A 24,658-nucleotide genomic window follows, 5' to 3' on the forward strand; every position below is an offset into this window, starting at 1 on the left:
CATGTCCGCCACCGCCACCGACACGGGCGCGGCCCGCGCCCTGCTCGAAGACCTCGCCGGCCACGGCTTCACGATCGCCACCGGAGTCCCCTGCAGCCTGCTGGCCGGGGCGTTCCGCCTGCTGGAGAACGCCGCGTCCGATCCCGCGCTGTCCGGTCTGCGGTACGTCCCCGCCCCGCGCGAGGACAGCGCGGTCGGCATCGCCTCCGGGGCGGTGGTGGCCGGCGAGCGCGCCGTGGCCCTGATGCAGAACTCCGGTCTCGGCTACTGCCTGAACGTGCTCACCTCGTTCAACCTGATCTACGACGTCCCGGTGCTGCTGGTGGTCAGCTGGCGCGGGCACGACGGCAACGACGCCGTCGAGCACGACGTGATCGGTGCCGAACTGCTCCGCCTGCTCGACCTGTTCGACCTTCCGCACACCGTGCTCGACCACACCGACGTGGCCGGTTCGGTGGCCGCGGTCCTCGCCCAGATGGAACAGCGCGCCCGCTGCGCCGTCCTCGTCGTCCGGGAAGGCATCTGATGTCCCCGCTCACGCTCTCCGAGATCGCCCTGGAACTGCTGCGCCGCCACCCCGACGCGGTGATCGTCTCCACCTGCGGCTACACCAGCCGCGAACTCTTCAACGCCGCCGACCGGCCGGAGAACTTCTATCTGGTCGGTTCCATGGGCATGGCAGCCCCGATCGCCCTCGGCATCGCCCTGGCCCGCCCCGGCCGCACCGTCGTCGCCCTGGACGGCGACGGCTCGCTGCTGATGAACCTCGGGGTGCTCCCGCTGCTCGCCGCCACCGGAGCGGACCTGCTGCACGTGGTCGCCGACAACGGCATGCACGAGAGCACCGGCGGACAGCGCACCGTCCAGCGCTCCGACTTCACCGCGCTGGCACGGGCCGCCGGCTATCCGCACACCGTCCTGGTCCGCGACGCCGCCGAACTGCGCGCCGCCGCGCTCGGCCCCGGGCTCACCCTGCTCCACGCCCTGACCGGCCCGCGCGGCGACGGGGCGGGCCGCCGGGTCACCCACACCCCGCAGGAACTGGTCCAGCGGGTCCGCGGCGCCCTCGCCGGACCCGCCCGCACCCTCCAGGGAGCCACCGCGTGAACACCGCACCCGCCTTCTCGGTCATCCCCGGCAGCCAGGTCCACGACGTCCTCGCCGGCCGGGAGAAGGAGGTCGTCGACGTGGTCGAACGCGCCTACCGGCTGCACGGCGAGGGGAGCACCGTCAATCCCGACTCCTACTTCCTGCGCTTCCCCGACCGGCCGTCCTCGCGCATCATCGCCCTGCCCGCCTCGGTCGGCGGCGAGGTCGGTGTGCACGGCATGAAGTGGATCTCCAGCTTTCCGGAGAACGTCGCCGCCGGGCTGCCCCGGGCCTCGGCGGTGCTGATCCTCAACGACACGGCGACCGGCTATCCGTTCGCCTGTCTGGAGAGCTCCATCATCAGCGCGGCCCGCACGGCCGCCTCCGCCGCGCTCGCCGCCGACCGGCTCGCCCGCGCCCGCGGGGTCCGGCCGGCCCGGATCGGCTTCCTGGGCACCGGGCTGATCGCCCGCTACCTCCACGACCATCTGCGCGCCATCGGCTTCGACGTCTCCCGGGCCGGTGTCCACGACAGCGACCCCGCGCACGCCGAGGGCTTCGCCGCCTATCTGGCCGGTCACGGGGCCGCCGCGGAGCTCCACGCCACCTCGGAGGACCTGGTCCGCGCCAGCGATCTCCTGGTGATCGCCACGGTGGCCCCCGCCCCGCACCTCACCGATCCCGCCTGGTTCGGCCACCACCCCCTGGTGCTGAACATCTCGCTGCGCGATCTCGGCCCGGAGGTGATCCTCGGCGCCTACAACGTGCTCGACGACGTCGACCACTGTCTGAAGGCCGACACCTCCCCGCACCTCGCCGAACAGCTCGTCGGCCACCGCGGCTTCGTGGACGGGACGCTGTACGACCACCTCACCGGGGAGCGCGCGGTCCCGGCCGACCGCACCGTGGTCTTCTCGCCCTTCGGCCTGGGGGTGCTCGATCTGGCGCTGGCCCGGCACGTCCACGACCGGCTCGCCGCCGCGGGCCGGCTCGCGTCCGTCCCGGGGTTCTTCCACGACCTGCGCCGGCACGAGGCCCCGCCGGCCGCGGGGTGACGCTCGCACAGGCGCTCCCGACCGCCGTCGTCCTGGCCGCGGGGCTGCTGCACGCGGCCTGGAACACCCTGGCCAAGGCGGCCCGCGACCGGGACGCCGGGCTCACCCTGATCAGCGTCACGAAGACCGTGCTGTGTCTTCCCCTGCTGCCGCTGTTCGCCCTGCCCGCCCCGGCGAGCCTGCCCTATCTGCTCGCCTCCTCGGCGGTGCACGCCGTCTACATGGCCCAGCTGTCCCGGGCCTACCGGCTCGGCGACTTCGGCCAGGTCTACCCGGTCGCCCGCGGCGTCGCCCCCATCGGCGTCGCCGCGGTCGCGGTCGCCCTCCTCGGCGAACGCCTCGGCCCGGTCCAGCTGGCCGGGCTCCTCGCGGTCTGCGGCGGCCTCGCCGTGCTCTCCCTGGGCGGGCTGCCGGGCCGCGGGGTCGGCGGCCCGGCGGTCCGCGCCGCCCTCGCCACCGGCGCGACCATCGCCGCGTACACCCTGATCGACGCCGTCGGCGTACGGCGCTCCGGCTCCGCCTTCGGCTACACGGCGTGGATGGCCGCCCTGGAGGGCGTCCTGGTCGCCCTGCTGATGCCCCGGCTGCGCAAGCGACCGCTGACCGATCTGCTGCGCCCCGACCGCACCCGCTCCGCCGTCGGCGGCCTGGTCGCCGCCCTGTCGTACGGGGCCGTCCTCTGGGCCCAGACCCGCTCCCCGGCGTCCGAGGTCGCCGCCCTGCGGGAGACCGGGATCATCTGGGCCGCCGTGATCGGCGCGGTGTTCTTCCACGAGCCCCTCGGCCGCCGCCGGATCTGCGCCGGGGCGGTGGTGGTCTTCGGCGTCGTCCTGCTGGGAGCGGCCCATTAGCGCGTATGCCGGGGTCCCGACGCGCGCGAACGGGCGCACCCGCTCGCATTCATACCCCCTAGGGGTATATAGTCATGGGTGTGAGGGCGCACCAGCCTTCACCGGAGTCCTCAGGGGCCCCTGCCGTCCCACCCATACTGTGCTCGTCGAAGAGGAGAACACGATGACCGCCGAGACCCAGCTCCCCCAGGCGACCGGCTCCTGCTGCTCGCCCAGCGGTTCCTGCCACGGCGAGGCGAGCACCGAGGCCGCGCCGGGCGGGGTGACCACGGTCTACCAGGTGACCGGCATGACCTGCGGGCACTGCGAGGGCGCGGTCTCCGAGGAGATCTCCGCCATCAAGGGTGTCACCTCCGTGAAGGCCGTGGCGTCGACCGGGCAGGTGACGGTGGTCTCCGAGGCCGCGCTGGACGACGAGGCCGTGCGCGCCGCCGTGGACGAGGCGGGCTACGAGCTCGCCGGCCGGGCCTGAACACGCCGCCGGTCCCGTACGACCGCACCACCGCACCACCCCTTGCCGCCGGGCCGGGCCGACCAGCAGATACTGGGAGGGCACGGCCCGGTCGGCGTTTTCAGGAGTTCGGACATGCACAGCGCACCAGACGTCCAGGTTCCGGCGGCGGACGGCCCGGAAGACCCACGGGACCCGCGGGCCCCGCAGGCCTCCGAGGCCGAGCTGACGATCGGCGGGATGACCTGTGCGTCCTGCGCCGCCCGGGTCGAGAAGAAGCTGAACCGGATGGACGGGGTCACCGCCACCGTCAATTACGCGACCGAGAAGGCCAAGGTCGCCTACGGCCCCGGGACGGGGCTCGACGATCTGATCGCGACGGTCGAGCGGACGGGGTACACGGCGCGGCCGGTCCCGCCGCCGGCTCCGGAGCCCGTACCGGACGCGGCCCCGGAGACCGCCGGGGAGACCGGCGGTCCGGAGCCGTCCGAGGAGCCGGACACCGAGACGGCCGCCCTGCGGCAGCGGCTGACCGTGTCGGCGGTGCTCGCGGCGCCCGTCGTGGCGCTGGCGATGATCCCGGTGCTCCAGTTCGACAACTGGCAGTGGCTCTCGCTCACGCTCGCCGCCCCCGTCGTGGTCTGGGGCGGGCTGCCCTTCCACCGGGCGACCTGGACCAATCTGCGGCACGGCGCGGCCACGATGGACACCCTGGTGTCGGTCGGGACGCTCGCCGCGTTCGGCTGGTCGCTGTGGGCGCTGTTCCTGGGTGACGCCGGGATGCCGGGGATGCGGCACGGCTTCGACTTCACGGTCTCCCGCGCGGACGCGGCCTCGACCATCTATCTGGAGGTCGCGGCGGGCGTCATCACCTTCCTCCTGCTGGGCCGCTATCTGGAGGCCCGGTCCAAGCGGAAGGCCGGTTCCGCGCTGCGGGCGCTGATGCATCTGGGCGCGCGGGACGTGGCGGTCCTGCGGAACGGGGCGGAGGTCCGCGTCCCGGTCGGCCGGCTCGCCGTGGGCGACCGCTTCGTCGTCCGCCCCGGCGAGAAGATCGCCACGGACGGCACGGTGGTGGAGGGCGCTTCGGCGGTCGACGCCTCGATGCTGACCGGTGAGTCCGTGCCCGTCGACGTGCGGGCCGGGGACGCGGTCACCGGCGCCACGGTGAACGTCTCGGGCCGGCTGGTCGTGGAGGCGACCCGGGTCGGCGCCGACACCCAGCTCGCCCGGATGGCGAAGCTGGTCGAGGACGCGCAGAACGGCAAGGCGGAGGTCCAGCGGCTGGCCGACCGGATCTCGGCGGTCTTCGTGCCCGTGGTGCTGCTGATCGCCCTGGTGACGCTGGTCGTGTGGCTGCTGGTCACGGACGATGTGACGGCCGCGTTCACGGCGGCGGTCGCCGTCCTGATCATCGCCTGCCCCTGCGCCCTGGGCCTGGCCACCCCGACCGCCCTCATGGTCGGCACCGGACGCGGCGCCCAGCTCGGCATCCTCATCAAGGGCCCCGAAGTCCTGGAGACCACCCGCCGCGTCGACACCATCGTCCTGGACAAGACCGGCACCGTCACCACCGGCCGCATGACCCTCCAGACCGTCCACACCGCCCCCGGCACCACCGAGACCGACGTCCTGCGCCTCGCCGGAGCCCTGGAACACGCCTCCGAGCACCCCATCGCCCAGGCCGTCGCCACCGGAGCCGCGGAGCGCACCGGAGCCCCGCTCCCCACCCCCGAGGACTTCGCGAACGTCCCCGGGCTGGGTGTTCAGGGTGTCGTCGAGGGCCACGCCGTCCTCGTCGGCCGGGAGCAGCTGCTGGCCGAGTGGGAGATCCGGCTGCCGGAGGAGCTGGCGCTCCGCAAGGCGGAGGCAGAGGCCGCGGGCCGGACCGCCATCGCGGTCGCCTGGGACGGCGAGGCACGCGCGGTCGTCGAGGTCGCCGACGCCGTCAAGGACACCAGCGCCGAGGCGGTCGCCGAACTGCGCGCGCTGGGGCTCACGCCCATCCTGCTGACCGGCGACAACCGGGCGGTCGCGGAGTCGGTCGCCGCCGAGGTCGGGATCGACGAGGTGTACGCCGAGGTGCTGCCCGAGGAGAAGGCGCACGTCGTCCGGCGCCTCCAGGAGCAGGGCCGTTCGGTGGCGATGGTCGGGGACGGGGTGAACGACGCGGCGGCGCTCGCCACCGCCGACCTGGGGCTGGCCATGGGCACCGGCACGGACGCCGCGATCGAGGCGGGCGATCTGACCCTGGTTCGTGGAGATCTCAAGGTGACGGGTGAGGCGATCCGACTCTCCCGGCGTACCCTGAGCACCATCAGGGGCAACCTCTTCTGGGCATTCTCCTATAACCTCGCCGCCCTACCCCTTGCGGCATTTGGGCTGCTCAACCCTATGATTGCGGGAGCGGCGATGGCCTTCTCATCGGTCCTCGTCGTGACCAACAGCCTGCGCCTGCGGTCCTTCACGTAATATCCACAACGAGACCCAGATCACACCGGTTTCAGGGTAACCATTCGGTGGGTTCGCGAGTCTAAGAGTGCGATGCCAGAAGGATGTCTTGGGGGACGTCCGGAGGAGGGTCTTGGGGGACGCTCCTGGCAAGCGTTGGCCGGGGCACGTGCACCGGGGAGCTTTGAGCGGCCCTCCCGTACGTACGTACCCCGGCAGACCGCAGCAGCACGAGGAACAGCGCGGTACGCACAACAGCAGCACCGAGGAACACCCAGGAGCTTCGGCTCCCGACGAACGCCCGGCCGGATCCCGTGGGGGGAATCCGCTCCGGGACATGGGAAGCGCCTCGCTGTCGGCCCGTGGGGGGATCGATGGCGGGGCGCTTCTCTCTTTCCGCGGGAGCGCTCCCCCCTCCGCCGGGAGCGGCGGCCGGAAAAAGCAGATCGCCCCGGACACCGCGCTCTGTGCGAAAGCGCGGTGGTCAGGGGCGAAGGCAGCCGGCCGGCGGGCCGGGGTGGTGCTACGAAGCTCAGCGGGCCTCGACCGGGACGAAGTCACGCAGGACCTCGCCGGTGTAGATCTGGCGCGGGCGGCCGATGCGGGAACCCGGCTCCTTGATCATCTCGTGCCACTGGGCGATCCAGCCCGGGAGGCGGCCGAGGGCGAAGAGCACGGTGAACATCTCCGTCGGGAAGCCCATCGCGCGGTAGATGAGGCCCGTGTAGAAGTCCACGTTCGGGTAGAGGTTGCGCGAGACGAAGTACTCGTCGGAGAGCGCGTGCTCCTCCAGCTTGAGCGCGATGTCGAGCAGCTCGTCGGACTTGCCGAGCGCGGACAGCACGTCGTGGGCCGCGGCCTTGATGATCTTGGCGCGGGGGTCGAAGGACTTGTACACCCGGTGGCCGAAGCCCATCAGGCGGACGCCGTCCTCCTTGTTCTTCACCTTGCGGATGAAGGAGTCGACATCGCCGCCGTTGGCCTGGATGCCTTCCAGCATCTCCAGCACGGACTGGTTGGCACCGCCGTGCAGGGGGCCCCACAGCGCCGAGATGCCGGCGGAGATGGAGGCGAACATGTTGGCCTGCGAGGAGCCGACCAGACGCACGGTGGAGGTCGAACAGTTCTGCTCGTGGTCCGCGTGCAGGATGAGCAGCTTGTCCAGGGCGGAGACGACAACCGGGTCCAGCTCGTACTCCTGGGCGGGGACCGAGAAGGTCATCCGCAGGAAGTTCTCGACGTAGCCGAGGTCGTTGCGCGGGTAGACGAACGGGTGACCGATCGACTTCTTGTACGCGTACGCGGCGATCGTCGGGAGCTTGGCGAGCAGCCGGATCGTGGAGAGGTGGCGCTGCTCCTCGTCGAACGGGTTGTGGCTGTCCTGGTAGAACGTGGACAGCGCGCTGACGACCGAGGACAGCATGGCCATCGGGTGGGCGTCGCGCGGGAAGCCGTCGAAGAAGCGCTTGACGTCCTCGTGCAGCAGCGTGTGCTGGGTGATCTCGTTCTTGAAGGTCGCCAGCTCGTCGACCTTGGGAAGCTCACCGTTGATGAGCGTGTACGCCACTTCGAGGAACGTCGAACGCTCGGCGAGCTGCTCGATCGGGTACCCGCGGTAGCGCAGGATGCCCTGCTCGCCGTCGAGGTACGTGATGGCGGATTTATAGGCAGCGGTGTTGCCGTATCCGCTGTCCAGCGTCACCAGGCCGGTGTTCGCCCGGAGCTTCCCGATGTCGAAGCCCTTGTCGCCGACGGTGCTGTCGATCACCGGGTAGGTGTACTCGCCATCGCCGTACCGGAGTACTACAGCGTTGTTGGTGTGCTCGCTCACGTCATCCCTCACCGACGTAGTGCCTCTTCTTCGAGGTTCCCTGACTGTCTCCACCCTCCCCCATTTGGCTCAGGAGAGTGCACTCGGGGTCGTCCATTGGACCTACTCGCGGCACTGAGTGCCGCGAACTTATTCATCCTGCCCCCTTGACTGCGGTTGCGGAAGACCTCCGTGATGTTTCCCACCGTTTTGATCGATCATTTTTTCCGAGAGTCCTCCTTCCGGCCCCCCGCGCAGCCGGAAATCGAGCGCGCTACAGCGTCTGCCTGCGGAAACCGTGCGGACCGCCTGCCCGATCGCCTGCCGCGAGCCGACCAGGACGACGAGCTTCTTGGCCCGGGTCACGGCGGTGTACAGCAGGTTGCGCTGGAGCATCATCCAGGCACTCTTCGTGACCGGGACGACCACCGCCGGATACTCGCTGCCCTGGGAGCGGTGGATCGTCATGGCGTACGCGTGGGACAGCTCGTCCAGCTCGTCGAAGTCGTAGCCGATCTCCTCGTCCTCGTCGGTGAGGACGGTCAGCCGCTGTTCGTCCTGGTCGAGGGCGGTGACGACGCCGACCGTGCCGTTGAAGACGCCGTTCTCGCCCTTGTCGTAGTTGTTGCGGATCTGGGTGACCTTGTCGCCGACCCGGAAGACCCGGCCGCCGAACCGCTTCTCGGGGAGGCCGGGGCGGCCCGGGGTGATGGCCTGCTGGAGCAGTCCGTTGAGATGGCCCGCCCCGGCCGGCCCCCGGTGCATCGGGGCGAGGACCTGCACGTCGCGGCGCGGGTCGAGTCCGAACTTGGCCGGAATCCGGCGGGCCGCGACGTCCACCGCGAGGACCCCGGCGTCCTCCGTCTCGTCGGCGACGAAGAGGAAGAAGTCCTTGAGCCCATCGGTAACGGGCGGTATGCCCTGGTTGATCCGGTGGGCGTTGGTGACCACGCCCGACTTCTGGGCCTGCCGGAAGATGGTGGTCAGCCGGACCGAGGGGACCGGCCCGCCCTCGGCGAGCAGATCCCGCAGCACCTCGCCCGCGCCGACGGATGGCAGCTGGTCCACGTCCCCGACGAGCAGCAGATGGGCACCGGGTGCCACGGCCTTGACGAGTTTGTTGGCGAGCAGCAGATCGAGCATGGAGGCCTCGTCCACGACGACGAGGTCCGCGTCGAGCGGGCGGTCGCGGTCGTACGCCGCGTCGCCGCCCGGCTTCAGCTCCAGCAGCCGGTGCACGGTGGAGGCTTCGGCCCCGGTCAGCTCGGAGAGCCGTTTCGCAGCCCGGCCGGTGGGCGCGGCCAGCACCACCTTGGCCTGCTTGGCACGGGCCAGCTCCACGATCGAGCGGACGGTGAACGACTTCCCGCAGCCGGGCCCGCCGGTCAGCACCGCCACCTTCCGGCTGAGCGCGAGCCGCACCGCGGCCTCCTGCTCCGGCGCCAGATCGGCCCCGGTCCGCCCGGCCAGCCAGCGCAGCGCCCGGTCCCAGTCCACGTCCGCGAAGGCCGGCATCCGCTCCTCCGGCGTCCGCAGCAGCCGCCGCACCTGAGCGGCCAGCGAGATCTCCGCCCGGTGGAACGGCACCAGATACACCGCCGTCACCGGCTCGCCCCCTTCCGGCGAGGGCACCTTCTCCCGGACGACCCCCTCCGGTTCCTCCGCCAGCTCCGCCAGGCACTCGATGACAAGGCCGGTGTCCACCTGGAGCAGCTTCACCCCGTCCGCGATCAGCCGCTCCTCGGGCAGGAAGCAGTGCCCCTGGTCGCTGGACTGCGACAGCGCGTACTGCAGTCCGGCCTTGACCCGCTCCGGGCTGTCGTGCGGAATCCCGACGGCCTGGGCGATCCGGTCGGCGGTCAGGAACCCGATGCCCCAGACGTCGGCGGCCAGCCGGTAGGGCTGGTTCTTCACGACGGAGATCGACGCGTCCTCGTACTTCTTGTAGATACGGACGGCGATGGACGTCGACACCCCGACGCTCTGGAGGAAGACCATCACCTCCTTGATCGCCTTCTGCTCCTCCCAGGCGACGGCGATCATCTTCGTCCGCTTCGGCCCCAGCCCCGGGACCTCCACCAGCCGCTTCGGCTCCCGCTCGATGATGTCGAGCGTGTCCACCCCGAAGTGCGTGGTGATCCGGTCCGCCATGACCGGCCCGATGCCCTTGATGAGCCCCGAGCCGAGATAGCGCCTGATCCCCTGGATCGTCGCCGGGAGAATCGTCGTGTAGTTCTCCACGGTGAACTGCTTCCCGTACTGCGGATGCGACCCCCACCGCCCCTCCATCCGCAGCGACTCCCCCGGCTGCGCCCCCAGCAACGACCCCACCACGGTCAGCAGGTCGTTGCTCCCCCGCCCGGTGTCGACCCGCGCGACCGTGTAGCCGTTCTCCTCGTTGGCGTACGTGATCCGTTCGAGGACGCCTTCGAGGACGGCGAGGTGGGGAGCGGGGGAGGCGGACGGCGTGGTGGACGCGGTGGACATGGGGCGACGGTATCGGGCGGGGGTGACATCACGAGAGGTCGCGCGCGAAGAGCCACTGGTACCATGACTGGTACCAGTGGCTCACCGTGGGAAGAGGTTCGTCATGTCGATCACGGCCAGTGAAGCCCGGAAGCACCTCTTTCCGCTGATCGAGAAGGTGAACGAGGACCACGCCCCTGTCCACATCACCTCGCGCAAGGGGAATGCGGTCCTCATGTCGGAGGAGGACTTCGCCTCCTGGCAGGAGACGATCTACCTGATGCGCTCGCCGGCCAACGCCCGCCGGCTCCTGGAGTCCATCGCAGAGGTCGAAGGAGGCCGGACGGAGCACCACGAACTGGTGGACGTGCCGGACGGCGAGGACGCCGAGGACGGCGAATGAAGCTCACGTTCAGCTTGCGTGGGTGGGCCGACTACACGTTCTGGTCGGAGAGCGACCGCCGCATGACCCGCCGCATCAACCGGCTCATCACCGACACCCTGCGCGATCCCTTCGACGGCATCGGGAAGCCCGAGCCCCTGCGTGGCGACCTCAGCGGCTACTGGTCGAGACGCATCGATGACGAGCACCGCTTGGTGTACAAGGCCACTGAGTCCGAACTCGTCGTCGTGCAGGCCCGGTACCGCTACAACTGATCGCACCGCACGCTCAGCCCGCGACCGCCGTCAGGCAGCGGCTGTGCTTAGGGGTCCCGGCCTCGTCGATCAGGGCGACGGCGAGGTCCGCGTACGAGAAGGAGTCGGCGTCCGGGAGCAGGGCGTGGCCGCCCGTCCGGTAGTGGCCGGTGCGCTCCGCCTCGTCGTCGAGCATCACCGCCGGCGGGGCGAGCACCAGCCAGTCGATGTCCGTATCGGAGGCGCGCAGGACGTCCAGTTCGGCCGCGTGGCCGAGGGAGAAGGTCCGCGCGTCCGGCGGGAAGCCCGGGGTGTCGTGGAGCATGACGCCCGGCTCCGCCTCCAGCGTGGAGCCGATCCCGACCAGCACCAGCCGGCCCACGCCCGCCCGCTCCAGCCCTGCCAGCAGCGCGTGCGCCGCGCCCACGAAGAACTCCGTCGACGGCATGTCCATCCGGCCCGCCGCCTGGACCGCCGCGTCGTGCCCCGCCGCGACCGCCGCCACGCTGTCCGCGTCGGTGACGTCCCCGGCGACCACGTCCACCCCGTCCCCGCCGAGCCCCGGATGCGCGGCCGGGTCCCGCACCACCGCCGTCACCCGGTGCCCCCGCGCCGCCGCCTCCGCGACCGCCCGCCGCCCCGCACGCCCGCCGGCTCCGAACACCACGATCCCGCTCATGGGGTACCCCCTCCACCAGGGCCCGCGCATCCCCGCAGGCCGATGGCGCGACGCTAGGACGGCACCCCATGGTTTCCGCAACGATAGCGACATCCACCAGGGCGGTTCCGTACGCTCGACGGTGTGAGCGAACCCCTGGACGCCGAGATGTTCACCGGCTGCGCCCCCACCGAATCGCCGTTCCGCCTCGGCGGCAAATGGACCGCGAAGATCGTCCGCTGTCTGGAGGACGGCCCCCGCCGCTTCTCCGAACTCGCGGTCCCGCTGCGCGGCATCACGCCCAAGGTGCTGACGGAGACCCTGCGTTCGATGGAGCGGGACGGCCTCCTCTCCCGCACCGTCGGCCCCGGAATCCCGCCCCGCGTCGACTACGCCCTGACCCCGCTCGGCCGCTCCCTCCTCGCCCCCATGGCCGCCTGCTGCGCCTGGGCCGCCGCACACCTCCCGGAGGTCGAGGGCGCCCGCGAGGCCTACGAGGACGCCGCCCCCGGCTCAGCCCTCCACTGACGCCCCCGCCTCGTCCGGCACCACGGCCCCGCCGCCCAGCCGCGACCCCCGGCTCTCCGCCACCCGCTTCACATCGGCCAGCGACTCCTTCAACCGGCAGGCCAGGAAGTGCAGTTCCGCCTCCGTGACCTTCCGGTCCGCCAGCAGGTCCGCCGCATGCCGCAACAACTCCCCCGCCATCCCGAGCTGCACGCTCTCCACCCCGTCGGCCATCCGCGACACGTACCCGTCGCCGTCCCCGAGCACGTAGCACGGCTTCCCGTCCTGCCCCTCCCACGGCAGCAGCCGCATCTCCTGGCTCTCGTACGTCATGCCCTCGCCCGCTTCCCGTTCGGCCCCCGGAGCGGGGGCACAGCTTTCTGTAGTGAATCCCTCACAGAGTGCGGTCGGCCGTCGCTACGCTGCCAGGGGGGCGGGGATGACAGCACGGGCGTCAGGACCGTCGGAACGGGGAGTTGGGCACCATGGGAACGAAGCGAACGCCGCGCAGCCCTCGGCAGAAGTACGGCGAGGAGCTGAGGCTGCGCCGCATCGCGGCCGGGCTGACGCAGGAGGCGTTGAGCGAGCAAGTGGTGTGCTCGCCGACGCTGATCAGCCACTGGGAGGCGGGGCGGCGGCTGCCCAAACCGGACGACGCGCAGCGGATTGACCGGGCGTTGGGGACTGACGGGTTCTTTGTCAGGTGGCTGGAGGACCTGGAGCAGAAGTACGCCGACTACTTCAGGTCCGTGGCCGAACTGGAACGGGAGGCCTCGGAGATCAGGCAGTACGGGGCCCATCTCGTCCCCGGGCTGCTCCAGACCCCCTCCTATGCCCGCGCCGTCTTCCGGGCGGCCCGGACGAACTTCACTCAGGACGAGCTGGACAGGGCCGTGGCCAATCGAGTGGAACGAGGGAAGCTGCTCCAGACACCCGACGGCCCAGTGGCATGGACGCTGCTCGACGAAGCCGTGCTCCGACGGCCGATCGGCGGACCTCAGGTGATGGCGGAACAGCTCCGCAGGATCGCCGACATGGCAGAGGGCGGGCGCCTGCGCCTCCATGTCCTGCCGTTCGCCGCCGGTGCGCACGCCCTGCTCGAAGGCATGCTCTATCTGCTCGACTTCCGCGATGCCGCACCGGTTGCCTACGTCGAGGGCCTATACACCGGAAACCTGCTCGATGATCCAGCGCTGGTTGCGGCCTGTGGCACGGACTACGCTCTCGCTCTGGGCGACGCCCTCGCGCATATGGATTCAGTGGCTCTGGTCCGAGCCATCTCGGAGGAATACGAACATGTACAACGCTGAGCAAAGCTTCACCGGTTGGTTCAAGTCCAGCTACAGCGGCGCCAACCAGGGCGAATGCCTGGAGGTCGCCGCAGGCCACCCCGTCGTCCCCGTCCGCGACAGCAAGGCCGCCCCCGGTGGGCCCGTCATCGTGTTCTCCACCGCAGGGTGGACGTCGTTCGTCACCGCGCTCAAGGAAGGCCGTCAGCCCCGCTTGTAGTGGTAGCTCCCGGCGTCCACGTTGTAGAGGATTCCGCCGCTGTAGAGGGTGAAGTTGGACGGGCTGAAGGCGGCCCAGCAGTAGCCGGGGTTGGGGCCGTCGAGTTCGGGCTTGCTGACGTTGATGCGCTTGCCGTTGTCGGCCGTGGAGGTCACCTTGGCGACGTACGGGCAGGGGGACGAGACGAGGCCCGTCATGCGGACCGCTCCCGAGGAGGAGATGGCGATCGTGGCGGGCTGATTCCCGTTGTAGACCTCGGCGTTCTGCCACGTGCCGACGAACGAGGACGGCACGGTTCCCCCGCCCCCGCCGCCGGAGGAACCGCCGGAGGAGCCGCCCGTGGCGGAACCCCCGGTGGTGGAGCCGCCGGTGGAGCCCGACCCTCCGGTGCTGGTGGTTCCCCCGGTGGTGGCGGTGGAGCCGGTGCCGCCGGAGGAGGTCGTGCCGCCGGAGGAGCCGGTGCCGGAGGTGGTCGTGGCGTCGCGGCCGTCGGTGCCGTTGCGGCCGTCCGTTCCGTCGCTGCCGTCCGTGCCGCCCGCCTTGCCGTCGTCGGCCTTGGGGCTCTTGGTCCGCGGCTTGGGCGAGGCGGTGCCGTTCGGGGACGGGGACGAGGACGCGGGGGCCGAGGTCCCGGGGGTGACGCTCGCCGTGGCGGAGGGCGGGGAGGCGTGGGCGCCGCTGTCGGTGTCTTGGCTGAAGGGCTGGAGGGCGATCATGGTGCCGCCGCCACCGCCCAGGACGAGGACCACCGGGACGGCGACGAACCAGCGGCGGCGGCGCTTCTCCTTGGCGTCCTTCGCGGACTTCTCCCCGCCCTCCGGCGCTGCCGGAGGTGTCGCGGGCACCGGGGGCTTCTGCGCGCGGCCCAGCGGCAGCGTCCCCCGTTCGCCCTCCTCTCGGACCGGTGCCGCCTCGGCGTCGAGCAGCCGGGCCGACTGACGGGCCAGGTGGGCGATCACCTCGGAGGGCAGCCAGGAGGCCCCGGCAGGGGGTGCGTCCTCCTCGTCGAGGAGTGCGCCGATCTCGGGCCGTTCGGCGACGGGCTTCGCCAGGAGGCGGGTGATCAGGGCGTGCAGCGCGGGATCGTCCACGCCCTTGAGGTCGGGTTCCTCCTCAAGGACCTGGTACATCACCGCGTGGTGGTTGCCCACGCCTTCGGCGAAGGGGCGGTGTCCGGTGGCCGCGTACGTGAGGACGCAGCCGAGGGAGAACAGATCGCTCGCCGGGCCGACCTCGCCGCTGCGGATCTGCTCGGGGGACATGAAGCCGGGGGTGCCGATCACCATGCCGGAGCTGGTCAGGGAGTTGACGGCCGTCTCGGCGGCGCGGGCGATCCCGAAGTCGATGACCTTGGGGCCGTCGACCGTGACCATCACGTTCGACGGCTTGAGGTCGCGGTGGACGATGCCCGCCGCATGGATGTCCGCGAGCGCGCGCAGCAGGCCGTCGGCCAGGGTCAGGACGGTGGCGGCCGGGAGTGGGCCGTGGCCCCGGACGATCTGTTCCAGGGAGAGGCCGGGAACGTATCCCGTGGCCACCCAGGGGAACTCCGCGTCGGGTTCGGCGTCCAGGACGGGAGCCGTGTAGCGCTCCCCCACCCGGCGGGCCGCCTCGACCTCGCGCCGGAAGCGGGCGCGGAACTGCGGATCGGCCACGTGCTCGGCGTGGACCACCTTCACGGCGACGGTGCGGCCGGCTTCGGAACGGGCGAGGTAGACCCGGCCCATGCCGCCCGAGCCGAGCCGGCCGAGCAGCAGATAGGGGCCGATGCGGGCCGGATCACCGACCGCCAGGGGCTTGATGCCGCCGTCGAGGTTGTCCTCGGCGCCCTGCTGGTCACCGTGGTGCGCGCTGGTCATGGTCGTGCTCTCCCCGTGGGTCCAGCCCTCCGTGCGTACGGAAGAGCATGTGTCGTCCGAACGTGGCTGAATTCAGGGCGACTTGATGCGGCGAATGACCAGTCTGGTGCACAGGGGTTACCGGGTGGAACCACTTCGGGAAGTCTCCGCACGGCTGATGCGGGGCTGTTACACGTACACCGCCGTCAGCCCCGCTTGTAGAAGTACCCGTCTCCGGCGGCGGCTCCGACGTTGTGCTGGATGCCGCTGCCGTTGAGGGTGAAGTAGGACGCTTCGAGGTTGGGCGAGCAGGGGCCGGGGGTGCCGCTCACGAGGTCGGTGGAGCTGACGTTGATCCGGCTGCCGCCGTTGGCCCGGGAGACGACGCGGCCGACGTAGACGCAGTCGGTGAAGGAGATCTCCGAGAGGCGCACCGTGCCGTTGGAGGAGATGACGACGGTGGCGGGCTGGTTGATGTTGTACGTCTCGCCGTACTTCCAGGTGCCGACGAAGGACGCGGGCACGGTGCCGCCGCTGCCGCCCCCGGAACCGCCGCCCGTGGAGCCGGAGCCGGAGCCGGAGCCGGAGCCGCTGCCGGAGCCGCCGGTGGTCGTGGTGGTGCCGGATCCGGTGGCGCCGCCGCTGGTGCCGCCGCCGGTGGTGGTCGAGCCGGAGGTGCCTCCGCCGCCGGACGTCGTGCCGCCGGAGGCGGTGCCGCCGGTGGCCGTGGCGGCGTCCTGGCCGTCCTTGCCGTCGCGGCCGTCCTTGCCGTCCTCGGCGCCGGCCTCGGTCGCGTCGGCCTGGGGGCTCTTGTCGCCCTTCGGAGAGGCGGTGCCGGTGGCCGGCGGAGCCGAGGACGGGGTGCCGGGGGTGACGCCCGCCGTGGCGGAGGGCGGGGAGGCGTGGGCGCCGCTGTCGGTGTCGTGGCTGAAGGGCTGAAGGGCGATCATCGTGCCGCCTCCCCCGCCCAGGACGAGGACCACGGGGACGGCGACGAACCAGCGGCGGCGGCGCTTCTCGGCGGCCGGCTTCGGGGTGTCCGGATGCGTCGACGCGGCGGCGGGCACGGCCGGGACCGGGGCCGGGACGGCGGCCGGGGCGGCGGTCGGGGTCGGGGCGGCCGTCGGGGCCGGGGCCGGGCGGCCCAGGGGAAGCGTGCCCCGGTCGCCCTCCTCGCGTACGGGCGCGGCCTCGGCGTCCAGGAGGCGGGCGGACTGGCGGGCGAGGTGGCCGACCACCTCGGCGGGGAGCCAGGAGGGCGTGCCGGAGGCGGGTTCCAGCCCGGCCAGCAGGGCGTCCACCGTGGGGCGGGCGGCGGCGGACTTCGTGAGGAGGCGGGTGATGAGCGTACGGAGGGCCGGATCGTCGATGCCGTCGAGTTCGGGTTCGGCCTCGACGATCTGGTACATCACGGCGTGCTGGTTGCTGACCCCGTTGGCGAACGGCAGGCGTCCGGTGGCCGCGTACGTGAGGACGCAGCCGAGGGTGAAGACGTCGCTGGCCGGGATCGCCTCCTGGCCCCGGATCTGCTCCGGGGCCATGAAGCCGGGGGTGCCGATCACCATGCCCGTACTGGTCAGGGACTCGACGGCCGTCTCGACGGCGCGGGCGATCCCGAAGTCGATGACCTTGGGGCCGTCGACCGTGACCATCACGTTCGACGGCTTGAGGTCGCGGTGCACGATGCCCGCCGCGTGGATGTCGACCAGGGCGCGCAGCAGCCCGTCCGCGAGGGCCAGGACGGTGGCGGCCGGGAGCGGGCCGTGGCCCCGGACGATCTGTTCGAGGGAGAGGCCGGGGACGTACCCGGTGGCCACCCACGGGAACTCCTCGTCGGGCGCGGCGTCCAGGACGGGGGCGGTGAAGCGGGCGCCGACCCGGCGGGCCGCCTCGACCTCGCGCCGGAAGCGGGCGCGGAACTGCGGATCGGCCACGTGCTCCGCGTGGACCACCTTCACCGCCACCGTGCGGCCGCCCTCGGAACGGGCGAGGTAGACCCGGCCCATCCCGCCCGCGCCGAGCCGGCCGAGCAGCAGATAGGGGCCGATGCGGACCGGGTCGGCGGACGTCAGCGGCTTGATGCCGCCCGGTGCGTCCTCGGCGTCCCCGTTGCCGCCGTCGTGCACGCTGGTCATGGTCGAGCACTCCCCGTGAGTCCGGCCCTCCGAACCCCCGAAGAGCGCTTGCCGTCCGAACGTGACCGGTTCCAGGACGACTTGATGCAACAGTCGATCAGTCTGGTGCACAGGGGTTACCGGGTGGAACCACTTCGGAAAGTCTCCGCCCGGCTGATGCCGGGCTGTTACACGTACGCGGGGCGGCCGGAGTGCCCGTTCCGCACAGGGTGATCGGCGCGCGGGGCGCGCGCTCGGGTGCCGGTCCGGAGCGTTGTCCTCCGGTCATCGCGCGCCTGTACGGTGTGCGTTCCGTGAAACCGCCCGAAAGGTGCTGAGTGTGTTCCGCTCCCGTGTCCTCACCGTTCCCCTCCTCGCGCTCGCCGCAGCCGCGTTCGCCCTGACCGGCTGCTCGTCGGACGACGGGGGCGTCGGACCGGACGCCGTGTCCGACAGCGCGGGCATGGGCGTGGAGAGCGCGTCGCCCGGTGCCGGCAAGGAGGACGCGAAGGACCCCGGCGAGTCGGGCTCCGGCAAGGGCTCCGCGCGTCTCACGTACAGCGGGGGCGCCAGCGGCGAGGCGTCCATCGCGGAGGTGACCTGTGCGGTGCTGGCCGGGAAGCTGACCGCGATCAACGCGCCGGACAACTCCGGGAGCGCCGACCCGGCGAAGCCGTCCTTCACCGCCGTGCTGAGCGAGGGCAAGGCGATGAGCACGCTGGTCACGCAGGACGGCAAGACCTATCTGGCCACCTCCGCGCCCGGCGTCACCGGCGAGAAGAAGGGCGACACCTGGGAGGTCACCGTGGCCGGGCTGAAGCTGGGGCCGACCGACATGAAGGGCGAGGAGATCACCGTCGACGGCAGCATCACCTGCGGCACCGTCGCCGGCATGTAGCCCGGCCGGGCTCCGGCGTCCCCCGCGGCCCGACGGGACCAACTCCCCGTTACCATCCGCCGCATGGGTAGACCGAAGCATTTCATGACCACCTTCGCGATCACCGCGATCTCCGCGGTTCTCCTCGCCGGATGCTCGTCCGACGACGAGGAGGCGAACGCGGCGGAGCCGGCGTCCTCGTCGCCCGGCTCCGCCCCCGCCTCCTCCCCCGCGCCCCGGACCAGTGCGCCCGCCCCCTACGTCCGGCCGGACGCGTGCAAGAGCCTCGGGCTGGCCTCGGACGCGAAGCTCGGCGGCAAGGAGCTGGCGGCCTGCGTGAGCGCGGCGTTCGCGGCCTACGGCACGGGGACGGAGTCGCTGCTCGTCGGCAACCGGTCCGGCACCACGCGGTTCCGGATCGGCGCCGGTACGGCGCTGGCGGGGGAGGTCGACGGGGCGGACGGGAAGACCGGCACCAACGCGTACGTCTCGCTCGACGGCGAGGAATGGATCAAGTCCGACGGGGCCTGGGAGAAGAGCGACTCCAAGGAGGCGGTGGACGCCGAACTCGGAAAGAAGTACCGGACCGTCTCGGATCCCGCCGGCATCGCGGAGATCGTCGGCTCCTTCGCCACCTGGAAGGTCGACACCGAGAAGGCCCTGATCTCCCTGGAGAACGGCAAGGACGTCCAGGCGTGGCGCGTCACCAACGCGCTGCACTTCGACCACCAGGGCTCCGAAGTGGTCGAGTACATCGTGTGGCTGGAGGACGACGGCACCCCGGTCGGCGTCCAGAACACCTCGAACACGGCCGGGACGTCCGACACCTACGTCCAGCACTTCTACGACCTCGGGCAGCCCGTCACGATCGAGGCGCCGCCCCAGTAGTCCCCTCCCCCCGGGACCCGGACCGCACAGCCGGGCCCCGGGGGAACCGCCGTCAGCAGGCGTGCTCGGCGTACCGGGCGGCCACCTCCGCCAGGACCTCCGCGCCGTCACGCGCCCACAGGTCCTCGTTGAAGATCTCCACCTCGATCGGCCCGTCGAAGCCCGCCGCCTCCACCGCCCGGCGGAAGAACCGGAAGTCCACGCTGCCGTCGCCCAGCTGTCCGCGTCCGAGCAGGACGCCCGCCGGGAGCGGGGTGATCCAGTCCGCGAGCTGGAAGGAGTGGATGCGGCCGCCCGCGCCGGCCCGCGCGATCTGGGCGGGGGCCCGGTCGTCCCACCACAGGTGGTACGTGTCCACGACCACGCCCACCCGCTCCGCCGGGAAGCGCTCGGCGAGGTCCAGGGCCTGGGAGAGCGTCGAGACCACGCAGCGGTCCGAGGCGAACATCGGGTGCAGCGGCTCGATGGCCAGGCGCACCCCGCGTTCGGCCGCGTAGGGGGCCAGTTCGGCAAGCGCGTCCGCGATCCGTTCGCGCGCCCCGTACAGATCCTTGTCACCCTCGGGCAGGCCGCCGGAGACCAGGACCAGGGTGTCCGTGCCCACGCCCGCCGCCTCGTCGATCGCGACGCGGTTGTCGTCCAGGGCGGCGGTGCGCGCGGCCGGGTCGGCGGCGGTGAGGAAGCCGCCCCGGCACAGGCTGGTGACGGACAGGCCGTGGTCGGCGAGGAGGGCGGCGGTGCGCTCGACGCCGTACTCCTGGACCGGGGCCCGCCACAGGCCCACCTTGTCGATGCCCGCCTTCGCGCAGCCCTCGGCCAGCTCCGGCAGCGACCACTGCTTGATGGTCTCCTGGTTGACCGAGAGACGTCCGTCGCTCATCGGGTGCCCCCGTTGACCGTGAGGAGGGCGCGCATCCGGGACTCGGCCAGCTCCGGATCGGGGAACAGGCCCAGCCGGTCCGCGCGTTCGTACGCCGTCGCCAGATGCGGCAGCGAACGGGCCGACTGGAGTCCGCCGACCATCGTGAAGTGGTCCTGGTGGCCCGCCAGCCAGGCCAGGAAGACCACGCCGGTCTTGTAGTAGCGGGTCGGCGCCCGGAACAGGTGGCGCGACAACTCGACCGTGGGGTCGAGCAGTTCGCGGAACGCCTTGGTGTCCCCGGTGTCCAGGACCCGCACCGCGTGCGCGGCCAGCGGGCCCAGCGGGTCGAAGATGCCGAGCAGGGCGTGGCTGAAGCCCCGGTCGTCGCCCGCGATCAGCTCCGGGTAGTTGAAGTCGTCGCCCGTGTAGCAGCGGACCCCGGAGGGCAGCCGGCGGCGGACGTCGATCTCGCGCTCCGCGTCCAGCAGCGACATCTTGATGCCGTCCACCTTGTCGGGGTGTTCGGCGATGACCTGGAGGAAGGTGTCGGTGGCCGCGTCCAGATCGGCGGAGCCCCAGTAGCCCTCCAGCGCCGGGTCGAACATCGGGCCGAGCCAGTGCAGGACGACCGGTTCGGAGGCCTGGCGCAGCAGGTGCGCGTACGTCTCCAGATAGTCCTGCGGGCCCTGCGCGACGGCGGCGAGCGCGCGGGAGGCCATCAGGATGGCCTGGGCCCCGCTCTCCTCGACATGGGCCAGCTGCTCCTCGTACGCGGCACGGACCTCCGCGAGCGTGGCCGGTCCGGCCGGGAGCTGGTCGGTGCCGACGCCGCAGGCGATCCGGCCGCCGACGGCCCTGGCCTCGGCGGCCGAGCGGCTGATCAGCTCGGCGGCACCGGCCCAGTCCAGGCCCATGCCGCGCTGCGCGGTGTCCATGGCCTCGGCGACGCCCAGGCCGTGCGACCAGAGGTGGCGGCGGAAGGCCAGGGTGGCGTCCCAGTCGACGGCGGCCGGGGAGTCGGGGCTGATGTCGGCGTACGGGTCGGCGACGACGTGGGCGGCGGAGAAGACCGTGCGGGAGGCGAGCGGTGCCCCGCCGGGGGCCAGGTCGAGCGGGGTGGTGCGGGGCTCGTACGGGCCCTGCGGGAGGTGGATGGTCACGGCGAGAGCTCCAGGGGTCCGAGCGGAAGGCGGCCGGTCACAGCGACAGCTCGGGGACGTCCAGGCGGCGGCCCTCCGCGTGGGACTTCAGGCCCAGCTCCGCGAGCTGCACGCCCCGGGCGCCCGCCATCAGGTCCCAGCTGTAGGGCTCGTCGAGCACGACGTGGCGCAGGAACAGCTCCCACTGGGCCTTGAAGCCGTTGTCGAAGACCGCGTTGTCGGGGACCTCCTGCCACTGGTCGCGGAAGGACTCGGTGACGGGGAGGTCCGGGTTCCACACCGGCTTGGGGGTGGCCGAGCGGTGCTGGACGCGGCAGTTGCGCAGGCCCGCGACGGCGGAGCCGTGGGTGCCGTCGACCTGGAACTCCACCAGCTCGTCGCGGTTGACCCGCACCGCCCAGGAGGAGTTGATCTGGGCGACGGCGCCGCCCTCCAGCTGGAAGATGCCGTAGGCGGCGTCGTCGGCCGTCGCCGCGTAGGGCTTGCCGTGCTCGTCGCGGCGCTCGGGGATGTGGGTCTGGACGTGCGCCTGCACGGTGGTGACCCGGCCGAACAGCTCGTGGAGCACGTACTCCCAGTGCGGGAACATGTCGACGACGATGCCGCCGCCGTCCTCCGCGCGGTAGTTCCACGAGGGGCGCTGGGCCTCCTGCCAGTCGCCCTCGAAGACCCAGTAGCCGAACTCGCCGCGCACGGACAGGATCTCGCCGAAGAAGCCGCCGTCGATCAGCCGCTTCAGCTTCAGCAGGCCCGGCAGGAAGATCTTGTCCTGGACGACGCCGTGCTTGACGCCCGCGTCCCGGGCGAGACGGGCCAGCTCCAGGGCGCCCTCGACGTCCGTGGCGGTCGGCTTCTCGGTGTAGATGTGCTTGCCGGCCGCGATGGCCTTCTTGATCGCGTCGACCCGGGCGGAGGTCACCTGGGCGTCGAAGTAGAGGTCGACGGTGTCGTCCGCGAGGACCGCGTCCAGGTCGGTCGACCACTCGGTCAGCCCGTGCTTCGCGGCCAGTTCCTCCAGCGCGTGGGCGCGGCGGCCGACGAGGACCGGCTCGGGCCACAGCACGTTGCCGTCGCCGAGATCGAGGCCCCCCTGCTCGCGGATCGCGAGGACCGAGCGCAGCAGGTGCTGCCGGTAACCCATGCGCCCCGTGACGCCGTTCATGGCGATGCGCACTGTCCTGCGTGTCACGAAAGTTCCTCCATACAGCCGTAGCAAGCGCTTTCTATGCGGTATGACGCTAGCCTGCCGACAGCGGCCCGGACAAGAGGGGGCGCGCTGATCGGTCCGGCCCCCGCCCCCTCACCACTCCTCGGAGGAATGCGATGACAGTCACCCTGGCGGACGTGGCGGCCCGCGCCCGGGTGTCCCCCGCCACCGTCTCCCGCGTGCTGAACGGCAACTACCCGGTGGCCGCGTCCACCAGGGAGCGGGTGCTGCGGGCGGTGGACGATCTGGACTACGTGCTCAACGGGCCCGCCAGTTCGCTGGCCGCGTCCACCTCGGACCTGATCGGGATCCTGGTCAACGACATCGCCGACCCCTTCTTCGGGATCATGGCGGGCGCGGCCCAGACGGAGATCGGCGGTCCGGGCGACGGTTCGGGGCGGGCGGGCGGCGAGAAGCTGGCCATCGTCTGCAACACCGGCGGCACCCCGGAGCGCGAACTGACCTATCTGACCCTGCTCCAGCGCCAGCGCGCCGCCGCCGTCGTCCTCACCGGCGGCGCGATCGAGGACCCGGCCCACCAGGCCGCCGTCTCCGCGAAACTGGCGAAGCTCGCGGACGCGGGGACCCGGGTCGTCCTGTGCGGGCGTCCGCCGCTGCCCGACAACTCCTCGGTGCTGGCCGCGCTGGCCTTCGACAACCGGGGCGGCGGCCGGCGTCTCACCGAGCACCTGCTCTCCCTGGGCCACCGCACGATCGGCTATGTCGCGGGCCCGGCCGAGCGCACCACCACCCGCCACCGACTGGAGGGCCACCGCGAGGCCCTGGCGGCGGCCGGGCTGTACGGCGACGGCTCGGCGGCCACCGGTCCGGGCGGCGACGGCTCGGCGGGGGATGGTCCGGCCGTGCGGCGGTACGGGGACGGTTCGGCCGGGGACGGCCGCCCGGCCGGCCCGGACGAGGACCGGCTGACCGTGCACGGCTCGTACGACCGGCGCTCCGGCTACGAGGCCACCGTCGAACTCCTGCGCCGCGAACCGGAGATCACCGCCGTCGTCGCCGCCAACGACACCGTGGCCCTCGGCGCGGCGGCGGCCGTCCGCGACCAGGGGCTGCGCATCCCGGAGGACGTCTCCGTGGCCGGCTTCGACGATCTGCCGTTCTCCGTGGACGCGGTCCCCGCCCTGACGACCGTGCGCCTCCCGCTCGTCGAGGCGGGCGCGCGGGCGGGCCGCCTGGCCACGGGCAAGGAGGCCCCGCCGCCGGGCGGCATCGCGACGATCGCGGCCGAACTGATGGTCCGGGGGTCGACGGCGGCGCCCCGGCGGTGAGACGGGGACGGGGTCGTACACGAACAGGCGCCGTCGCACCTGCCCTTGGGCTGCCGCCCGGACCGACGAAAGGAACACGCACGTGAAGCTCGCTTTCTCCACCCTCGGGGTGCCGGGCCTGCCGGTGTCCGAGGTCGTCCGGCTCGCCGCCGGCCACGGCTACCGGGGGGTGGAGCTGCGCGCGCACCCCGAGGAGGCGGTGCACCCGGGGAGCACGGCGGACGAACGGGCCGCCGCGGTGGCCGAGTTCGCCCGGGGCGGGGTCGAGATCCTGACGGTGGCGGGGTATGCGCGGGTCGCCGCCGAGGGCGAGGACGTCCCCGTGCTGGAGGAGATCGCCGCCCTGGCCCGGCTGGCCCACGACCTCGGCGCGCCCCATGTCCGGGTCTTCCCGGGCGGCGGCGGTCAGGACCCGGCCACCGCCGACGCGACCGCCGTCCGCCGGCTCGCCGCCGCCGCCCCGTACGCGGCCGGGCTGGGGGTGCGGCTGCTGCTGGAGACCCACGACTCGCACCGTGCGGGGGCCGACGCGGCCCGGGTGGCCGGGGCGGTGGGCCATGACGCCGTCGGCGCGCTCTGGGACGTCATGCACACCTGGCTCGCGGGTGAGGACCCGGCCGCCAGCCATGCGGCGCTCGCCCCGTACCTGGGATACGTCCAGGTCAAGGACATCGCCTCGGCCGAGGACACCACCCCGGTGGCGCTCGGCGCGGGGGTGCTGCCGCTGGCGGACTGCCTGGCCACACCGGTCGCGGACGGCTGGGTCTGCTGGGAGTACGAGAAGCGCTGGCACCCGGAGGCGGCGGAGCTGCCGGGGCTGCTGGACGCGGGGCGGGACCATCTGCTGGGGCTGGTGGCGGGGGCCCGGTAGGGAGGCCGGGGCGGGACCGACCGCGTACGGCCGCCTCCCCGGGCGGTCCGGCGCTCCCGCCTACGAGGT

General features: G+C 72.2%; 24 protein-coding genes. 15 read left to right on the plus strand and 9 right to left on the minus strand.

The features are described from left to right. The first annotated feature begins 1 nt into the window (after position 1). The 6 genes from ACZ4FH_RS08400 (at position 2) to ACZ4FH_RS08425 (ending at position 5,918) form a co-directional block, all read left to right on the plus strand. On the plus strand, positions 2-526 hold the full coding sequence (locus ACZ4FH_RS08400; RefSeq protein WP_467303253.1) for a thiamine pyrophosphate-binding protein: 525 nt from the start codon (positions 2-4) through the stop codon (positions 524-526). Further along, the gene (locus ACZ4FH_RS08405; RefSeq protein WP_467303255.1) at positions 526-1,107 is read left to right on the plus strand and encodes a thiamine pyrophosphate-dependent enzyme; all 582 of its coding nucleotides are present in this window, start codon (positions 526-528) and stop codon (positions 1,105-1,107) included. The genes ACZ4FH_RS08400 and ACZ4FH_RS08405 overlap by 1 nt, the downstream gene beginning before the upstream one ends. After that, positions 1,104-2,144 (plus strand): 2,3-diaminopropionate biosynthesis protein SbnB, encoded by a 1,041-nt coding sequence (sbnB, locus tag ACZ4FH_RS08410; protein WP_467303256.1) that lies wholly within the window; start codon positions 1,104-1,106, stop codon positions 2,142-2,144. The genes ACZ4FH_RS08405 and sbnB overlap by 4 nt, the downstream gene beginning before the upstream one ends. Beyond that, a complete protein-coding gene (locus ACZ4FH_RS08415) occupies positions 2,141-2,995 on the plus strand; it encodes an EamA family transporter (RefSeq protein ID WP_467303257.1) in 855 nt (284 codons plus the stop codon). The genes sbnB and ACZ4FH_RS08415 overlap by 4 nt, the downstream gene beginning before the upstream one ends. Before the next feature lie 163 nt (positions 2,996-3,158). Next, entirely contained in the window at positions 3,159-3,467 is a 309-nt protein-coding gene (locus tag ACZ4FH_RS08420) for a heavy-metal-associated domain-containing protein (protein WP_467303258.1), read from the plus strand. Between the two features lie 114 nt (positions 3,468-3,581). Then, positions 3,582-5,918, plus strand: a complete 2,337-nt coding sequence (locus ACZ4FH_RS08425; protein ID WP_467303260.1) for a heavy metal translocating P-type ATPase — start codon at positions 3,582-3,584, stop codon at positions 5,916-5,918. A 511-nt stretch (positions 5,919-6,429) separates the two neighbouring features. Here the strand turns inward: ACZ4FH_RS08425 and ACZ4FH_RS08430 are convergent. Both ACZ4FH_RS08430 and recD2 read right to left on the minus strand, forming a co-directional pair. Then, the gene (locus ACZ4FH_RS08430) at positions 6,430-7,728 is read right to left on the minus strand and encodes a citrate synthase (protein ID WP_383640265.1); all 1,299 of its coding nucleotides are present in this window, start codon (positions 7,726-7,728) and stop codon (positions 6,430-6,432) included. A gap of 129 nt (positions 7,729-7,857) precedes the next feature. Then, complete coding sequence (gene recD2, locus ACZ4FH_RS08435; RefSeq protein WP_467303263.1) at positions 7,858-10,194, minus strand: SF1B family DNA helicase RecD2; 2,337 nt, start codon at positions 10,192-10,194, stop codon at positions 7,858-7,860. 103 nt (positions 10,195-10,297) lie between these two features. Between recD2 and ACZ4FH_RS08440 the strand changes: the two genes are divergently transcribed. Together ACZ4FH_RS08440 and ACZ4FH_RS08445 are read left to right on the plus strand one after the other, a co-directional pair. After that, on the plus strand, positions 10,298-10,576 hold the full coding sequence (locus ACZ4FH_RS08440) for a type II toxin-antitoxin system Phd/YefM family antitoxin (RefSeq protein ID WP_467303264.1): 279 nt from the start codon (positions 10,298-10,300) through the stop codon (positions 10,574-10,576). After that, a complete protein-coding gene (locus ACZ4FH_RS08445; protein WP_467303265.1) occupies positions 10,573-10,830 on the plus strand; it encodes a Txe/YoeB family addiction module toxin in 258 nt (85 codons plus the stop codon). The genes ACZ4FH_RS08440 and ACZ4FH_RS08445 overlap by 4 nt, the downstream gene beginning before the upstream one ends. 13 nt (positions 10,831-10,843) lie before the next feature. On the opposite strand, the gene ACZ4FH_RS08450 is transcribed toward ACZ4FH_RS08445, so the two are convergent. After that, positions 10,844-11,488, minus strand: a complete 645-nt coding sequence (locus ACZ4FH_RS08450; RefSeq protein WP_467303267.1) for an NAD(P)-dependent oxidoreductase — start codon at positions 11,486-11,488, stop codon at positions 10,844-10,846. A 147-nt stretch (positions 11,489-11,635) separates the two neighbouring features. Between ACZ4FH_RS08450 and ACZ4FH_RS08455 the strand changes: the two genes are divergently transcribed. Then, positions 11,636-11,995 carry a winged helix-turn-helix transcriptional regulator gene (locus tag ACZ4FH_RS08455; RefSeq protein WP_467303546.1) on the plus strand — a complete coding sequence of 120 codons (360 nt, stop codon included), beginning with the start codon at positions 11,636-11,638 and terminating at the stop codon, positions 11,993-11,995. Here the strand turns inward: ACZ4FH_RS08455 and ACZ4FH_RS08460 are convergent. After that, positions 11,981-12,307, minus strand: a complete 327-nt coding sequence (locus ACZ4FH_RS08460; RefSeq protein WP_467303268.1) for a hypothetical protein — start codon at positions 12,305-12,307, stop codon at positions 11,981-11,983. The two genes, ACZ4FH_RS08455 and ACZ4FH_RS08460, sit on opposite strands and share 15 nt — an antisense overlap. 152 nt (positions 12,308-12,459) lie before the next feature. Between ACZ4FH_RS08460 and ACZ4FH_RS08465 the strand changes: the two genes are divergently transcribed. Together ACZ4FH_RS08465 and ACZ4FH_RS08470 are read left to right on the plus strand one after the other, a co-directional pair. Then, the gene (locus ACZ4FH_RS08465) at positions 12,460-13,284 is read left to right on the plus strand and encodes a helix-turn-helix domain-containing protein (RefSeq protein WP_467303269.1); all 825 of its coding nucleotides are present in this window, start codon (positions 12,460-12,462) and stop codon (positions 13,282-13,284) included. Further along, positions 13,271-13,483 carry a DUF397 domain-containing protein gene (locus ACZ4FH_RS08470; protein ID WP_467303270.1) on the plus strand — a complete coding sequence of 71 codons (213 nt, stop codon included), beginning with the start codon at positions 13,271-13,273 and terminating at the stop codon, positions 13,481-13,483. Before ACZ4FH_RS08465 ends, ACZ4FH_RS08470 begins: the two co-directional genes overlap by 14 nt. On the opposite strand, the gene ACZ4FH_RS08475 is transcribed toward ACZ4FH_RS08470, so the two are convergent. Together ACZ4FH_RS08475 and ACZ4FH_RS08480 are read right to left on the minus strand one after the other, a co-directional pair. Beyond that, positions 13,468-15,342 carry a serine/threonine-protein kinase gene (locus tag ACZ4FH_RS08475; RefSeq protein WP_467303271.1) on the minus strand — a complete coding sequence of 625 codons (1,875 nt, stop codon included), beginning with the start codon at positions 15,340-15,342 and terminating at the stop codon, positions 13,468-13,470. The two genes, ACZ4FH_RS08470 and ACZ4FH_RS08475, sit on opposite strands and share 16 nt — an antisense overlap. A gap of 185 nt (positions 15,343-15,527) precedes the next feature. Next, complete coding sequence (locus ACZ4FH_RS08480; RefSeq protein ID WP_467303272.1) at positions 15,528-17,456, minus strand: serine/threonine-protein kinase; 1,929 nt, start codon at positions 17,454-17,456, stop codon at positions 15,528-15,530. Between the two features lie 319 nt (positions 17,457-17,775). On the opposite strand from ACZ4FH_RS08480, the gene ACZ4FH_RS08485 reads away from it, so the two are divergent. Next, positions 17,776-18,333, plus strand: a complete 558-nt coding sequence (locus ACZ4FH_RS08485; protein WP_467303273.1) for a hypothetical protein — start codon at positions 17,776-17,778, stop codon at positions 18,331-18,333. Between the two features lie 63 nt (positions 18,334-18,396). Beyond that, positions 18,397-19,200 (plus strand): hypothetical protein, encoded by an 804-nt coding sequence (locus tag ACZ4FH_RS08490; protein WP_467303275.1) that lies wholly within the window; start codon positions 18,397-18,399, stop codon positions 19,198-19,200. A gap of 52 nt (positions 19,201-19,252) precedes the next feature. On the opposite strand, the gene ACZ4FH_RS08495 is transcribed toward ACZ4FH_RS08490, so the two are convergent. Genes ACZ4FH_RS08495 through ACZ4FH_RS08505 form a run of 3 tightly spaced genes read right to left on the minus strand, consistent with a single transcriptional unit; the run spans position 19,253 to position 22,411 of the window. Next, positions 19,253-20,080, minus strand: coding sequence for a sugar phosphate isomerase/epimerase family protein (locus tag ACZ4FH_RS08495; protein ID WP_467303277.1), 828 nt, complete (start codon positions 20,078-20,080; stop codon positions 19,253-19,255). Further along, the gene (locus tag ACZ4FH_RS08500) at positions 20,077-21,222 is read right to left on the minus strand and encodes a dihydrodipicolinate synthase family protein (protein ID WP_467303279.1); all 1,146 of its coding nucleotides are present in this window, start codon (positions 21,220-21,222) and stop codon (positions 20,077-20,079) included. Before ACZ4FH_RS08500 ends, ACZ4FH_RS08495 begins: the two co-directional genes overlap by 4 nt. Before the next feature lie 37 nt (positions 21,223-21,259). Further along, a complete protein-coding gene (locus tag ACZ4FH_RS08505) occupies positions 21,260-22,411 on the minus strand; it encodes a Gfo/Idh/MocA family protein (RefSeq protein WP_467303280.1) in 1,152 nt (383 codons plus the stop codon). Positions 22,412-22,545: 134 nt separating this feature from the next. On the opposite strand from ACZ4FH_RS08505, the gene ACZ4FH_RS08510 reads away from it, so the two are divergent. Beyond that, on the plus strand, positions 22,546-23,718 hold the full coding sequence (locus tag ACZ4FH_RS08510; RefSeq protein WP_383640312.1) for a LacI family DNA-binding transcriptional regulator: 1,173 nt from the start codon (positions 22,546-22,548) through the stop codon (positions 23,716-23,718). A gap of 82 nt (positions 23,719-23,800) precedes the next feature. After that, positions 23,801-24,589, plus strand: coding sequence for a sugar phosphate isomerase/epimerase family protein (locus tag ACZ4FH_RS08515; RefSeq protein WP_467303281.1), 789 nt, complete (start codon positions 23,801-23,803; stop codon positions 24,587-24,589). Positions 24,590-24,658: the final 69 nt, after the last annotated feature.

The sequence above is a fragment of the Streptomyces sp. NPDC024555 genome (genome assembly GCF_055559335.1).